Genomic DNA, 14,728 nt, shown 5'->3' with positions numbered 1-14,728 from the left:
GCAAAAGGTTTTGGACAAGTTAGAATTGGGTCTGTTTGCTCAGATTGCATGATGTTACATCTATCACATAAATATATAATAAAATTTGGAAGGGGTGATCGAAATTAACTATCCTTATTCTCCGACTTTTTGAAAATAGCGCCAAGTAACCGCGAGGTGTTGGCTGCTGCAGGATTAAACTCTCCTGAAGGGAAGGCAAATACGGGATAAATATTTATATTAGATTTTTCTACAGTACAGCAGAAGGTATTATGAATTGTTTCTTAAAGGATAAAGCTCTAAAATAATATGTGAAGCGTACATTGCTCTCCTTGCGAGACTGCATGGTAAAAGAAAGCCTTTATTAAGGAGGAGGAAAATGATCGAAAAGAGTTTAATTTCATCGTTGACCCAAGTTGATCCCCAAGTCTGCGGGATGATGGAAGGCGAGTTAGCGAGGCAGCGCGACGGTTTAGAGCTAATTGCATCGGAAAATTTTGTCCCCCTGTCGATCCTTCAAGCCCAAGGTTCTGTGCTCACCAATAAGTACGCAGAAGGTTATCCTCACAAAAAGTATTATGGCGGTTGCGAATTTGTAGAAAACATAGAGGAATTGGCCATAAAGCGCGCGTGCGAACTTTTTGGCGCCGAGCATGCAAACGTTCAGCCGCATTCGGGAACGCAGGCCAATATGGCTGTTTATTTTTCAGTCATGGAACCAGGCGATACGCTTTTAGCCATGAACTTAGACCATGGTGGCCATCTTTCTCATGGGCACCCTCTGAATTTTACCGGCAAATGGTACAAAATAGTGCCTTATGGGGTCAAGCCTGACACTGAAACGATAGATTACGATGCTGTTGAGGCTCTTGCCAAAGAACACAAACCCAAAGTCATAGTAGCAGGAGCAAGTGCCTATCCCAGGTTTATCGATTTTGAGCGATTCCAAAATATTGCCAGGGAAGTTGACGCCATCTTAATGGTCGATATGGCCCATATTGCAGGTCTTGTTGCCGGTGGTGCCCATCCAAGCCCTGTTCCTTACGCCGATTTTGTTACCACCACCACTCATAAGACTTTGCGAGGGCCGCGTGGAGCTTTGATCTTGTGCAAAGAAAATTACGGCGCCCAACTTGATCGAACAGTTTTCCCAGGAACTCAGGGCGGACCCTTCATGCATGTTATAGCGGCAAAGGCCACATGTTTTAAACTCGCAATGCAGCCCGAGTTTAAAGAATATGCTAAACAGGTCGTCGCTAATGCCAAAGCTTTGGCTAAAGGGCTTAGCGAGCGGGGCTTCAGGCTTGTATCCGGGGGCACTGATAACCACATGATGCTCGTTGATCTGCGGAGCAAAAACATAACGGGCAAGGAAGCAGAAAAAATCCTGGAAAGCGTGGGCATAACCGTAAATAAAAACATGATCCCCTTTGATCCCGAAAAGGCGATGATTACGAGTGGCATTCGTATAGGAACGCCTGCTCTAACCACTAGAGGAATGAAAGAAAAAGAAATGGAAATCGTAACCGAACTGATCGATAGGGCCTTGTCTCATCCCGATGACGAAGTTGAAAAAGAAAGAGTGCGCAAGGAAGTCAAAGAGTTAGTTCACTTCTTCCCGCTTTACCCCGAGCTCAGTAATCCCTGGGGTTAAATTAAAACTAAGACAAAAGTCCGATGCCTAGCTCGGTATCGGACTTTTGTCGGATAAAGCCAAATCATAAGAGGCATCTTTCGAAACATCTTTAGTTGTGAGTTCTGTCGCTAAGAAACTCAAGATTAGTCCTTCTGTATTTTGGGCGCACAGTCACTATTTTATACTTTAGATTTTTATTCCTTATTACATGATTACCTGTTGTCCGCACAGTTCTATATAAAAATTGTTTAATAAATCCTAATCAAGTCCATGGCGAGTCTTTAAGCAAAAACTTCAGGTGGTGTTGTTGGCAGCTCGCCTAAATTTTTTCGTGCCTCTAACACCTTTTTGGAGGATTTGTTACGATATTCGGTAATTTTCTCTCCCCATGATTCGTCGCATGTTGAAAGGATTTGTACAGCCAGCAAAGCGGCGTTAACTGCTTGTCCTATCCCTACGGTTGCAACAGGGATCCCGGAAGGCATTTGTGCGATAGATAGAAGCGCATCAATTCCCTTTAGCGGTCCGACATCTAAGGGAAGACCTATCACGGGAAGTGAGGTATTGGCGGCTAAGGCTCCAGGAAGAGCTGCAGATAAACCGGCCGCCGCCAGGATCACCTTGATGCCTCGATCTCTTGCATTTTTTGCGTAGTTCACGACGTCTTCAGGGGTCCTATGTGCCGATGCGATGGTTACCTCAAAGGAAACGCCCAATTCATTTAAGATATTAAAAGCTCCCCTTAAGCGTTCTACATCGGAATTTGATCCCATTACTATCCCTATGAGTGGATTTCCCATTTCCTTTCCTCCTTAGTTTTGGTTAAATGGCTTTTAAGAATTTTTTGAAAGGCCCATGAGGCGTAGCTAGGTTCTTCGTATTTGTGAGTCAGCATGAGAAAATTAAAGCTCAATTCATCTACTCCCGCAAGGGGAAGCTCCACTAGACTGCCCCGCAAAATGTCTTCTTGTATCGCGAGTTTGCTGGTTAAAGCAAGGCCTACTCGGTGTCTTACCGCCTCTTTAAGCAGGTCAATATTGCCCAGGTCTATGAAGGTTTCAACGTTTATACGATGTCTTTTTAAAAATGCCACGGCGATATCGTTAATGCTTGACGGCGTAGAAGCAAAAACAAAGGGCATTCCCTCTAGTTGTGAGGGATTTATTTTGTCCTTTTTCCTCCAAGGATGTTCCGGCCAGGCGATTAAGGCCATGCGGTCTTCGTATATCCTGGTTATGTTGAGGAAGGACGACAGAATTGACGTTCCATCTGGAACGAACCCTATGTCGACGGCCCTTGCTTCGACGGCGGACCTTATTTCATGTGCATCTAGCGATTGTAGCGTCAAATCTATTTTGGAATGCCTTTTATGAAACTCTATCAAGGGCTTCATGAGAAGATATTGTGCCAGATGATGAGTGCTGGCCAAATTTAGGCTTCCTACCTCTAAGCTCTTGGTTGCCTTAAGCTTTTCGGCTATTGAGTCCGCCTTTTCGATGATCTTTTTAGCTATTTCAAAGAAGACCTTCCCGTCGGATGTGATACATATGCGCCTTCCCTTTTTATCAAAAAGCTTTATTTCAAATTCTTCTTCAAGAGCCTTTATCTGTTGACTCACAGCGGATTGTGTAATGAAAAGCCTTGAAGCCGCGCCAGTGATGGACATTTCATCGCAAACGGCAAGAAAGGTCCGCAACTGCTGTAGGGTCATTTTTAAAAATCCCCCTTTATCTGATCATCTAATAAGTTATGCCTAAAGTATATCAGAAATAAATATTAATTGTAACTTAAATAAATTCTAGTATAATAGAAACCAATAAACGATTATCATAGCGGTGAGGTTATTATGTTGAAGCGAGAAACCCTTCATGAAGTTATATGCCAAGTCTCACCTCAAGCGGTAGTTGAGTTATGCTCCAAATTAGTAGGCATCCCAAGCACCTCAGGCAGGGAAGAAAAAATCGCTCATTTCTTGTCGGATCTCCTTAAATCGCTTGGCTACGATATAGTCACAACAGACGATATGGGAAATGTCGTTGGAAGGCAAATGTTTAATCCCGGGGGAAAGCGTCTGCTTTTTGAGTCTCAAATGGATCACGTCGATGTTCGAGACGCCATAGAATGGTCTTTTTACCCTTACGGAGGGATAGTAAATAATGGCCATCTTTGCGGCAGAGGTGCAGTTGACGCTAAGGGGAGCTTGGCCGCGATGATCATAGCCGCTTCTGAGCTCAAAAGACATGCCAAATTTTTAGGTCTAAGCGGCGAATTGGCCGTAGCCTGTGTCGTTAACCAGGAAGTAGCCGAAGGAGTGGCCTCCTCCAAGGTGCATGAGCTTTTTGAACCTGACGGGGTGGTTATAGGAGAGGCGTCGAATTTGAACATCAAAAGGGGCCAGCGCGGAAGGGCGGAGCTTATCATCGAGGTTCAAGGTAAAAGTGCCCATACCTCTCTTCCGCTTTCGGGAGTAAACGCCGCAGAAAAGATGGTTTTTCTCCTTACTTATATTAGGCAACATTTTTTGCCACCGCGCCATTACTTGCTTGGCGACGGGATCATGGTTTTAACCGATTTGACGACCTCGCCTTCTTCTGGAACTAGCGTTTTGCCCGACAGGTGCGTTGCCACCTTCGACAGGAGGCTTTTGAGTGGCGAGACGGAAGGGCAAGTCCTGGAGGAAATTTCGCGCCTGATATCGCTTGCAAGGGACATTGATCCTGATATTAACGCCGACGTAAGAATATCTGAGGATTACGTGGAATGCTTCACCGGAAAGCGCATCAGGGTCAAACATTTTGCGCCGGGCTGGTTTTTTGAGGAAAGCGAAGAGCTCGTTGAAAAAGCTTTGATGGGCTTGCGCTTGGCGGGGATGGATCCTTCTTTATCTGAGTCCGGCTTTGGCACGAATGGCTGTTATTATGGAGGAATAAAGGGCATTCCGACCATAAGCTTTGGTCCCTCGGAGGAAAAGCTGGCTCACACCAAAGATGAGCGCCTAGATGTAGATCAGCTCGTAAAGGCAACGCGAGGATATATGTCAATAGCTGCATCTTTTCTTGAAGGATAGCCTTCATTTGCCATTGCATCGATGAGTTCTTTGAATGAGCGGTTAAATCAGATGGTCGTTATCTAGTTCGAAAGGCACCGAAAAAGGAGGTATTGATCGTGGCTCTAGTTAAGAAGTTAAAATGCGTCCTTTGCGGAAAAGAGTTTGACCCTGAAAGTGACACTTTCACCTGCACGGACTGCGGACCTGACGGCACTTTAGACGTTTTATATGATTACGGGGAAATAAAGGGCAAGTTCACTCCCAAGGCTTTATTTCAAAGAAAGGAAAAAAGCATCTCGCGTTATATAGACCTTCTTCCCATAAGCGATCCTTCTTTTTTTCCAAACCTAAAGGTAGGATGTTCTCCCCTGTACGAAAGCTCATTTTGGGCGAAAAAACTTGGAGTAAGACAAGTTTTAATAAAAGACGACGGCAGAAACCCTACGGCTTCTTTTAAAGACAGGGCGAGTTTTATAGGGGTTGCGAAGGCAAAAGAGGCAGGAGCAACATCAATTTCATGTGCTTCTACCGGAAACGCCGCAAGTTCGCTGGCTGGATGTGCTGCCGTTGGCGGCCTTGATTGCTACATATTTGTCCCGGAAAAAGCTCCCATAAATAAAGTGACTCAACTTTTGATATACGGGGCTAAAGTATTTTTGGTCAAAGAAACTTATGAAGACGCTTTCCGGTTGGCATCGAAGGCAATTGAAACTTATGGTTGGTATAACAGAAACAGCGCCATAAATCCCTACCTGGTCGAGGGCAAGAAAACGTGCGCGCTGGAATTGGCTGAAGAGCTGTCCTTTGATCTTCCAGACAAAGTCTTTGTTTCCGTGGGCGACGGATGCATAATAAGCGGTTTTTACAAGGGCTTTTACGACCTGAAACAAATTGGTCTGATAGACGAAATTCCTGAGCTCATAGGAGTTCAAGCCGAAGGCGCAGCTCCCATATATAAGGCATTTATAGAAGGGAAAAATTTCATAACCAAGGAAAAGACCAATACCTTGGCAGATAGCATCGCCGTTGGCGAGCCTCGAAACTGGGCTAAGGCGCTTCGTGCCGTAAGAAACTCAGGAGGTGATATGGTAACTGTTACCGATGAAGAGATATTGGAGGCCATGAGATTGCTCGCCCGCACCACTGGGGTGTTCGGGGAGCCCGCTGGCGTCGCCGGTTTTGCCGGACTTTTAAAGTACGCTCAAAGCCATAAGTTGAAAGGCGACGAAAGCATAGCCGTGATCGTCACAGGTAACGGCTTGAAGGATTCGGAGAGCGCAAGAAAAGCTGCCGGCAGACCTTTTGTCGTAGAGCCGACACTTGAGGCGGTAAGCCGTATCCTTGGTTCAATGAATTAAATAAAATAAAATATAAACGAAAAGGAGAGAGCGAAATTGATAGACCTCACCATTAACGAAGAAGTTTTAAAAAAGGCAGTCGAAAGGGCGAAAGAGAAGGGCATCATTCTTCCTACCTTTGAACAGATGAAGGATCCGACGAAGATTCCACAAGCTATTAAGGATAAACTTAAGGAAGTAGGTCTTTGGGATGTAAATCCACTTAACCTTTTTCGCATAACCTGGAAGAACGAACCCAAAGAAAAGGGTGGAACTTTTGGCAAGGTCAATTACTTTGTGATGCCGAGCGAAATTACAGGCGTCAAAGCGAAGATCGTAGCTTTGGTCGGCAAGTGGTTTCCTACAGGTGCTCATAAAGTTGGCGCCACTTACGGTTGTCTCGTTCCTCGCCTCGTAACAGGACAGTTCGATCCGACCTCTCAGAAAGCGGTATGGCCTTCTACTGGAAATTATTGCAGGGGCGGGGCTTACAACTCTCAACTTTTAGGTTGTGACTCTATCGCCATACTCCCTGAGGGGATGAGCAGGGAAAGGTTTGAATGGCTCAAAAGCGTTGCCGGAGAAATCATAACTACGCCCGGTGGCGAAAGCAACGTCAAAGAGATATTTGACAAATCTTGGGAATTGAAACGCACCAGAGAAGACGTAGTGGTATTTAACCAATTCGAAGAATTTGGAAACTACCTTTGGCATCACGAGGTAACCGGCAGTGCCATGGAAGAGGTATTGGCAGAAATCATGAAGCCTGAAGATAAATACTTTGGCGTCTCCTTGACCTCAGGCTCCGCCGGGACGCTTGGAAGCGGCGATTATCTAAAGAAAATTTTCCCGCAAAGCAAAATTGCCGTTTGCGAGGCTAAACAATGCCCGACCCTCCTTTACAACGGTTTCGGCGATCACAGGATCGAAGGCATAGGCGACAAACATGTCCCATGGATACATAACGTTAAAAATACCGATATGATTGTCGACATAGATGACGAAGCCTGTCTGCGCCTGCTGAGGCTTTTTAACGAAGAGGCGGGGAGAGAATACCTAAACTCAGTGGGCGTTCCACGCGAAGTAACGGATAATCTCTCGCTTCTTGGGATATCGGGCATAGCAAACGTCATTGGCGCAGTAAAGATGGCAAAATACTACGATCTCACCGAAAAAGACGTAATATTGACGGTCTTCACCGACTCAGCTGAAATGTACCTCTCAAGGGTAGAAGAAATGCGAGAAGCAGAAGGTCCCTACGATGAACAACTGGCAGAAAAAGACCTTCACGCCTACATGCTCTCTCAGACCACAGATTGGATGCTCGAGCTTTCTTACTACGACAGGTTCCGCGTTCACAATCTCAAGTACTACACCTGGATAGAACAACAGGGAAAATGTCCGGATGAACTAAATGCACAATGGTACGATTACGAAAACTACTGGGAAAACATTCCAAAGGTAACGCCCAAAATAGACGAGCTAATCGAGAAGTTTAACGAAAGGACAGGCCTTTTAAAAGAGCTCAAATGAGGCCGCCTTTTAGGCGGGCGTAATTGCGCTTGACGATTGTGATAGCCATTTTGATTTGCGTCATAACTCTTTCTTCGCGAAGCTATGTTGTTTTTTAAGTAATATGTAAAAAAGGGGGGATCGACGTGGAACTGAGAAAAGAGATACTTAAAAAGGCCGAAAGCTACAGGCCTCTTATCAGCAAGTTTTTAAGGGATATCATTGCCCTTCCAAGTCAAAGCTCCAATGAAGGGGCTGTCGTAAATAGGATTGCTCAAGAAATGGAAAAGGTGGGTTTTGACAGGATAGATATTGATCCCATGGGAAACATACTTGGATACGTTGGAAATGGCCCTAGATTGATTGCCATGGATGGTCACATAGATACGGTCGATGTGGGAGATCCTTCTCTGTGGACATTCGATCCTTACGAGGGATTTGAGGACGAAGAACGAATTGGCGGAAGAGGGGCTAGCGACCAAAAGGGCGGCATGGCCTCGATGGTCTACGGTGCAAAGATCATGAAGGAGTTGGGATTGCTGGGCGATTGCACTGTGCTCATAACGGGCACGGTACAAGAAGAAGACTGTGACGGACTTTGCTGGCAGTACATCATCGAAGAGGATAAGATAAGGCCCGACTTTGTATTGTTGACCGAGCCCACTGCATGCAGGGTTTACAGGGGTCAACGGGGTAGGATGGAGATTAAAGTTGCGACCAAAGGTGTATCTTGTCACGGTTCGGCTCCAGAAAGGGGAGATAACGCCATTTACAAGATGGCTCCTATCATACTTGAACTCAGGGCGCTGCACGAAAATCTTGGCTACGACGAATTCTTGGGCCGAGGCAGCCTGACGGTATCGGAAATTTTCTTTACCTCCCCGTCGAGATGTGCCGTTGCCGATAGCTGCGCTATCTCCATTGATAGACGCCTAACTATAGGAGAAACCTGGGAAGAGGCTTTAAATCAGGTAAGGAGGCTTCCTGGAGTTAAAGCTTCTTCGGCTGATGTGTCTCTTTATTCTTATGCGCGTCCATCGTGGAAAGGATTGGTGTATCCTACGGATTGTTATTTCCCTGCATGGGTGGTGGAGGAAGATCACATAGCTTGCAGGACGCTCGTTGAGGCTCATAGAAAACTTTTCGGCGAAGATCCCCTAGTGGACAAGTGGACCTTTTCGACAAATGGCGTTTCCATCATGGGACGTTACGGCATCCCCTGTGTGGGTTTTGGCCCGGGACACGAGGAGCAGGCTCATGCTCCAAACGAAGTCACCTGGAAGGACGAGTTGGTAAAGGCAGCGGCACTTTACGCCGCCGTGCCTTATGTTTATTCAAACATGAAAAGCTAGAATGAGGGGGTAAAAAAATATGCAAACACAATTTCGAAATAAACATTTTATAACTCTTCAGGAGTGGACTAAGGAAGAAATAGATACGCTTCTAGACGTTTCTTTCGAGCTTAAAAGACATTTCGCCATGGGAGTTCCAACGCCTTACCTTTTATATAAGACCATATTTTTGATGTTCTTTGAGCAGTCAACACGCACGAGAAACTCCATGGAGGCCGGCATCGCTCAGTTAGGAGGGCATGCCAATTACCTGGACACGAGCACTATGCAGATCGCACACGGCGAATCGGCCAAGGACACGGCCATAATACTTTCCCGCTTCGGCCACGGCATAGCCTGCCGTAATTGTTTTTGGGACATCGGCAACAAATATCTCCGCGAGATGGCTGAGTGGGCCACAGTTCCCGTCATGAACTTACAATGCGACTTATACCACCCGATGCAGGTCTTGGCCGATCTCATGACGATAAAAGAAAAGGTAAAAGACACCCAAGGGCTTAAGGTTTCCGTAATTTGGGCTTACGCTACTACTCATAAAAAGCCGATATCTGTGCCCTTGAGCCAAATTTTACTCTTCCCCAGGTATGGCATGGATGTGACCCTGGCTTATCCGGAAGGCTACGATATGCCCGATTGGGCCATAAAGCAAGCCGAAGAAAACGCCAAAGCAAACGGCGGAAGTCTTAGAATCACGCATAACCAGGAAGAGGCTTATGAAGGAGCACACGTGGTGATCCCCAAAAACTGGGGAGACTGGGTAACCAATCCCGATCCGGAAGTTATCAACCCTCGATTAGAAGCCAACAAACATTGGAAGTGTACCGAAAAGATGATGAGCCTTGCTGACCCCGACGTCATGTACATGCATGCCCTACCGGCAGATCGCAAAAACGAGGTTGAAGATTCGGTCATAGACGGGCCTCACTCCATCGTTTTTGATGAGGCAGAAAATAGGATACACACGGCCAAGGCGGTAATGACCTTGACCATGGGAGGGAAGTAAAGTATTTACTTTGCCCTTAGAGGAGGGGGAAAATATGGCAAACTTGAAAGTAAATATAGCTGGGATGGAATTTGAAAATCCCTTGATCGTCGCTGCGGGACCTCCTTCAAGAAATTACGAGACCATCAAAAGAATGGTAGAAGGCGGAGCAGGCGGCGTAGTGACAAAGACCATATCAGTTAAGGCTGCCGATGTGCCTCGTCCCTGTATGGCTGCCTTTAAGGAAAGCTTCATAAACGCAGAGCTTTGGTCCGAACATTCTCCGGAATACTGGCTTGAGAATGAATATGAAAGGATTTCCGCATTGCCCGTCCCAATAATAGTGGGGATGGGATACACAGCTGAAGAACTTTCCGATCTTATCCCAAAGACGGAGCCTTTTGCCGATGCCTTTGAGATATCAACCCACTACGTTGGCCGCGATATTACGCCGGTATTAAATACTATTACGGCAGCTCGTAGATCTACCAAAAAACCGATTATCGTAAAGGTGAGCCCAGGTGTTCCGGATTTGGCCGAGCTGGGAAGAAGGCTCGAAGAAGTCGGGGTGGATGCTTTGGCTGCCATCAATTCGGTGGGGCCGGCTTTGAGAATAGATTTAAAGACGGGCTTGCCCTACATGGGAAGCAGCGATGGTTACGGTTGGGTCTCTGGACCTGCTATCAAAGGAATAGCGCTTCGCCACGTATTTGAGCTATCGCAGGCCGTTTCCATACCAGTCATAGGGGTAGGAGGGGTCTCAACTGGTGAGGACGTTGTTGAAATGTTTATGGTCGGTGCTTCGGCAGTGCAAATATGCACCCAAGCGATCGTAGAAGGTCCCAAGGCCTTCAAGAGGATCGCGCAAGAAGCGTCAAAGTGGCTGGACGAACATGGCTACTCTTCCCTTGAAGAAATAAAGGGGTTAACCGCCAAAAAGTGGTCGACGAGAAAAGAACCCCTTGTCAAAGTGACACCTAACGTGAACGAGGAAAAATGCACCGGATGTCACCGATGCGAGGAGTCATGTCTGTATTACGCTATAGCCGTAGGACCTTCCGGTAAGGCCGAAGTCACCCCTGATGCCTGTTTTGGATGCGGGCTCTGCTATACGCGTTGTCCCGTCGGTGCCATTACGCTGTCTTGAACACCTGCTTTAGCCCTGTAGGCATAGGCATACGGCCACAGGGCCAAAGCGAGGCTAGAGGGGGAAAAGAGATGTTTAGTACAGTAAATAAACCTGTAGAGAGGATTGATGCCTACGAAAAGGTGACGGGAAGGGCGAAGTACGGAGCTGACCTTCAGTTTGCCGGCATGTTGTACGGTAAGGTGCTCCGGGCAAGGTACCCTTCGGCCAAAATAAAGAAGATAAACGTCGAAAGGGCGCGTTCCCTTCCGGGCGTATGGGCGGTCATGACGGCCGAAAACGTCCCTTGTAACGAAATAGGCGTCATAATCCAAGACCAACAGATCTTGGCAAAGGAGCGTGTTTATTACATAGGTGATGGGATAGCCATGGTGGCAGCTGAATCTCTTGAGACCGCTACCAGGGCCTTAGAGGCCATCGAAGTTGAATACGAAGAGATCCCGGGCGTATTTTGTCCAATCGAGGCTAAAAATGAGAGTCCAATTCACCCAGACCGCAGGGATAACGAGATAATACACCACAAATTGAGGAAGGGCGACGTAAATAAAGGTTTTGCCGACTCAGACGTGATTTTAAATAGGGAATACGAGACGCAGTTTGTCGAACACGGCTATCTGGAACCCGAAGCGGTAGTTGCTGTGCCTCACGAGAACGGGAGCTTGGTGACGATTTACGGTTCAGTGCAAAATATATTTGCCACGAGGGATGCCGTTGCAAGGTGTCTAAAGGCTGGTTTGAGCGAGATAAGGATCGTTCAAAACCACATAGGAGGCAGTTTCGGCGGAAAAGACGAGGTCGTATCTTCCATGGCTTGCAGGGCTGCCATTTTGGCTTTAAAGACAAACAGGCCTGTGAAGATGGTAAACACCAGAGAAGAGTCCATTGTAGAAAGCTACAAAAGGCATCCCTATAAGATGAAATACAAGGTCGGAGCTACGAAAGACGGAAGGCTTTTGGCCATGGAAATTGAAGTAGTAGCAGATGGTGGAGCTTATGCCTGCCAAACCCCCTTCGTTCCCTGGAGGTCTGTCGTTCAGGCGACCGGACCCTACGAAGTACCTCACGTTAAAACCGATACCTATGGTTATTACACCAATAACGTCTACACGGGAGCCATGCGCGGTTACGGCTCTCCCCAGGTGATATTTGCAAACGAGTCTCTAATGGATGAGCTTGCCCAGGAGCTGGGGTTAAGTCCCCTTGAGATTCGCATGAAAAACATCTTGAGGAACGGTTCTGTAACGGCAAGCGGCCAAAAATTGGATCGCCACGAAGTGAGCCTGGCTGAGGTCATAGAAAAGGCGGCTAAGGCCATTGATTTCGAGGAAAAATATAAAAGATACAGCAAACCACAAAGCGGAGATACCCGAAGGGGCATAGGCATGGCCATAAGTTACAGAGGCTGCAGCCTGGGCGCTGAGGCAGTGGACGCTGCCGGTGCTGTTTTGTCGATTCAAAAGGATGGAAGCGTTTACCTTTACAGTGGTTTGGCTGAAAACGGTCAGGGATTGAAGACCGTCTTCTGTCAAATTGCTGCCGAAGAGCTTGGAGTGGGCATGAAGCACGTAACTTTTTTAGAAGCCAATACCTTGATTTCCCCCGACAGTGGCTCCACCGTGGCATCTCGTTCCACCTTGGTGGGAGGAAACGCCGTCTTAAATGCCGCCAGAAGGGCAAAAGATGCCTTATCAAAGTTTGTAGCCGATCAGTTTGGTTTATCCTCAAGTGATCTCGTCTTTGAAGACGACTATTTATTTACCTTGGACGGCAAGAAATTGATTTCCTTTGCAGAAGCTGCCAACAAGGCTTTCTGGGCGGGCGTTCAGCTGTCCCATGTGGGCTGGTATGTAGCGCCAAGCATTCACTGGGACGAGGAGGCGGGAAAGGGAAATCCCTATTTTACATACGTCTACGCCTGTCAGATGGCAGAGGTCGAAGTTGATATGGGAACGGGAGAGGTGACGGTGTTGAACATGGCAGCCGCCCATGACGTAGGCAGGGCGATTAACCCGGAGATGTTGAAGGGCCAAATATACGGAGGAGTGATGATGGGACTGGGATATGGCATCTTGGAAGAAGTGGAAATTGACGAAGGCTATATCTTAAACTTGAATTTCGATAATTATTTGATGCCGACTTCCAAGGATATGCCTACGATCATTCCTATCATCGTCGAAAATCCCGATCCGGACGGACCGTACGGTGCAAAGTCCATAGGTGAACCTACGCTTGAACTTGGAGCTGCTGCCATAGCCAACGCCATAGCACAGGCAACGGGCAAGAGGATCAGATCCTTGCCCTTGAACTTAGAGAGGGTGCTTTTGGGCTATCCCTTAAAGAAGGGGCGTGGCAAGAAATGATTGACTACGAATTTATAAAGGCGCGTTCTTTAAAGGAAGCCCTAGATTTCCTCGGCAATTACGAAGACGTCAAGGCCATTGCCGGCGGGACTGACTTGATTGTCGATATTAGAAAGGAAAATGTCAGGGCGAAGGGATTCAAGTATTTATTGGACATTAGTGGTTTAAAAGAACTTGAATTCATAGAAAAAGAGCGAGACCGTGTAGTATTGGGAGCTTTGTTGACCCATACCTCTTTGATCGAATCTCCCATCATTGAGCAACACTTCCCCTTACTGGCCTCAGCTGCCAAGACCATTGGCTCTCCTCAGATTAGAAACAGGGGCACGATTGGAGGAAATATCAATAATGCTTCTCCAGCTGCCGATTTGCTTCCTCCACTCATCGCCTTAAAGGCACAAGTTAAATTGTGTTCTGTCAAGGGCGAAAGGACCATGTCATTGGAAGAATTTTTGGCTGGTCCCTACAAGACCAACCGCCAAAGTGACGAACTCATGACTGAGGTGCACATTCCACTTGTCAGCGAAGACTATCTGGGGAACTTCCAAAAGATAGGAAGAAGGAAAGCCATGAACATAGCCCGCCTAAATTTGGCCATCCTTTTAGGCATAAATGACGGCACTATTTTTGATCCAAGGGTCGTGCCCGGTGCGGCGACGGCCTATCCGATACGTTTTGGAAAGGTGGAAGAAGCCATTTCAGGCAAAGACATAAAAGACATCGATCCGGTCGAGATAGGAGAACTTGCAAGCGAAGAAATGATCTCCTTCACGGGCGTTCGCTGGTCCACGCCTTACAAGCGTGTGGCTTTAGCGAGCTTGGTCAAAAGGGCATTAGAGTCGATTTTCCAGGAGGCGAAGGTCGATGAGTAAGATCGAAGTTAACATTACCGTAAACGGGGCAAAACACCGCCTTGAGGTAGGACCAAAGGAGAGATTAATCGATACGCTTCGGGAGCGTCTTCACCTTACCGGTACGAAAGAAGGCTGCGGCGTGGGAGAATGTGGCGCTTGCACGGTTATCCTTGACGGCGAGGCGGTACATTCCTGCTTGATTCTGACGGCACAAGTCGATGGAAGCGAGGTTTTAACCGTCGAGGGCTTAGAGGTTGACGGACGTCTTCATCCGCTGCAGGAAGCCTTCATAAAACATCACGCCATTCAGTGTGGTTTTTGTACTCCCGGCATGCTCATGTCCGCCAAGGCCTTGCTCGACAAAAACCCAAACCCGACCAGAGAAGAGATAAAAACCGCCATAGAAGGAAATTTGTGCCGTTGCACGGGATACGAGCAGATCATCGAGGCCATAGAAAGTGCAGCGAATGAGCTTCAAGTTGCTTCACATTAAACATAGAAGCTTCTTAAGCACTTAAAT

The 14,728-nt window shown here is 47.1% G+C and carries 12 protein-coding genes; 10 read left to right on the top strand and 2 right to left on the bottom strand.

Annotated elements, in window-relative coordinates:
• Positions 1-358 precede the first annotated feature (358 nt).
• Positions 359-1,633 (top strand): serine hydroxymethyltransferase, encoded by a 1,275-nt coding sequence (gene glyA, locus Q7P41_RS09970; RefSeq protein ID WP_303883943.1) that lies wholly within the window; start codon positions 359-361, stop codon positions 1,631-1,633.
• A 263-nt stretch (positions 1,634-1,896) separates the two neighbouring features.
• Here the strand turns inward: glyA and purE are convergent, their stop codons facing one another.
• Positions 1,897-2,415, bottom strand: coding sequence for a 5-(carboxyamino)imidazole ribonucleotide mutase (purE, locus tag Q7P41_RS09965; RefSeq protein WP_303883941.1), 519 nt, complete (start codon positions 2,413-2,415; stop codon positions 1,897-1,899).
• Complete coding sequence (locus Q7P41_RS09960) at positions 2,397-3,326, bottom strand: LysR family transcriptional regulator (protein WP_303883940.1); 930 nt, start codon at positions 3,324-3,326, stop codon at positions 2,397-2,399. Before Q7P41_RS09960 ends, purE begins: the two co-directional genes overlap by 19 nt.
• Before the next feature lie 135 nt (positions 3,327-3,461).
• Here Q7P41_RS09960 and Q7P41_RS09955 point away from each other — a divergent pair, with 135 nt between their 5' ends.
• The 9 genes from Q7P41_RS09955 to Q7P41_RS09915 all read left to right on the top strand — a co-directional run bounded on the left by Q7P41_RS09955 (position 3,462) and on the right by Q7P41_RS09915 (position 14,701).
• A complete protein-coding gene (locus Q7P41_RS09955; RefSeq protein ID WP_303883939.1) occupies positions 3,462-4,682 on the top strand; it encodes a YgeY family selenium metabolism-linked hydrolase in 1,221 nt (406 codons plus the stop codon).
• A 98-nt stretch (positions 4,683-4,780) separates the two neighbouring features.
• Complete coding sequence (gene thrC, locus Q7P41_RS09950; RefSeq protein ID WP_303883936.1) at positions 4,781-6,022, top strand: threonine synthase; 1,242 nt, start codon at positions 4,781-4,783, stop codon at positions 6,020-6,022.
• A 36-nt stretch (positions 6,023-6,058) separates the two neighbouring features.
• The gene (locus Q7P41_RS09945; RefSeq protein WP_303883935.1) at positions 6,059-7,534 is read left to right on the top strand and encodes a pyridoxal-phosphate dependent enzyme; all 1,476 of its coding nucleotides are present in this window, start codon (positions 6,059-6,061) and stop codon (positions 7,532-7,534) included.
• A 125-nt stretch (positions 7,535-7,659) separates the two neighbouring features.
• Positions 7,660-8,865, top strand: coding sequence for a YgeY family selenium metabolism-linked hydrolase (locus tag Q7P41_RS09940; RefSeq protein WP_303883934.1), 1,206 nt, complete (start codon positions 7,660-7,662; stop codon positions 8,863-8,865).
• Between the two features lie 19 nt (positions 8,866-8,884).
• Positions 8,885-9,868, top strand: coding sequence for an ornithine carbamoyltransferase (locus Q7P41_RS09935; RefSeq protein WP_303883932.1), 984 nt, complete (start codon positions 8,885-8,887; stop codon positions 9,866-9,868).
• A gap of 34 nt (positions 9,869-9,902) precedes the next feature.
• Entirely contained in the window at positions 9,903-10,994 is a 1,092-nt protein-coding gene (locus tag Q7P41_RS09930; protein WP_303883930.1) for a 4Fe-4S binding protein, read from the top strand.
• Between the two features lie 71 nt (positions 10,995-11,065).
• Entirely contained in the window at positions 11,066-13,354 is a 2,289-nt protein-coding gene (locus Q7P41_RS09925) for a xanthine dehydrogenase family protein molybdopterin-binding subunit (protein WP_303883928.1), read from the top strand.
• Positions 13,351-14,226 (top strand): xanthine dehydrogenase family protein subunit M, encoded by an 876-nt coding sequence (locus Q7P41_RS09920; RefSeq protein ID WP_303883925.1) that lies wholly within the window; start codon positions 13,351-13,353, stop codon positions 14,224-14,226. The genes Q7P41_RS09925 and Q7P41_RS09920 overlap by 4 nt, the downstream gene beginning before the upstream one ends.
• The gene (locus Q7P41_RS09915; protein WP_303883924.1) at positions 14,219-14,701 is read left to right on the top strand and encodes a (2Fe-2S)-binding protein; all 483 of its coding nucleotides are present in this window, start codon (positions 14,219-14,221) and stop codon (positions 14,699-14,701) included. Before Q7P41_RS09920 ends, Q7P41_RS09915 begins: the two co-directional genes overlap by 8 nt.
• Positions 14,702-14,728: the final 27 nt, after the last annotated feature.

This window comes from Acetomicrobium mobile (assembly GCF_937920065.1).
The sequence above is the reverse complement of the archived record's forward strand: the minus strand, read 5'-3'. Positions and strand labels throughout refer to the sequence as shown.

Bases quoted from the DNA above. Each gene is read 5' to 3' on its own strand.
- glyA (WP_303883943.1), top strand. From the start codon at position 359: ATGATCGAAAAGAGTTTAATTTCATCGTTGACCCAAGTTGATCCCCAA.
- purE (WP_303883941.1), bottom strand. From the start codon at position 2,415: ATGGGAAATCCACTCATAGGGATAGTAATGGGATCAAATTCCGATGTA.
- Q7P41_RS09960 (WP_303883940.1), bottom strand. From the start codon at position 3,326: ATGACCCTACAGCAGTTGCGGACCTTTCTTGCCGTTTGCGATGAAATG.
- Q7P41_RS09955 (WP_303883939.1), top strand. From the start codon at position 3,462: ATGTTGAAGCGAGAAACCCTTCATGAAGTTATATGCCAAGTCTCACCT.
- Q7P41_RS09935 (WP_303883932.1), top strand. From the start codon at position 8,885: ATGCAAACACAATTTCGAAATAAACATTTTATAACTCTTCAGGAGTGG.
- Q7P41_RS09930 (WP_303883930.1), top strand. From the start codon at position 9,903: ATGGCAAACTTGAAAGTAAATATAGCTGGGATGGAATTTGAAAATCCC.
- Q7P41_RS09925 (WP_303883928.1), top strand. From the start codon at position 11,066: ATGTTTAGTACAGTAAATAAACCTGTAGAGAGGATTGATGCCTACGAA.
- Q7P41_RS09920 (WP_303883925.1), top strand. From the start codon at position 13,351: ATGATTGACTACGAATTTATAAAGGCGCGTTCTTTAAAGGAAGCCCTA.
- Q7P41_RS09915 (WP_303883924.1), top strand. From the start codon at position 14,219: ATGAGTAAGATCGAAGTTAACATTACCGTAAACGGGGCAAAACACCGC.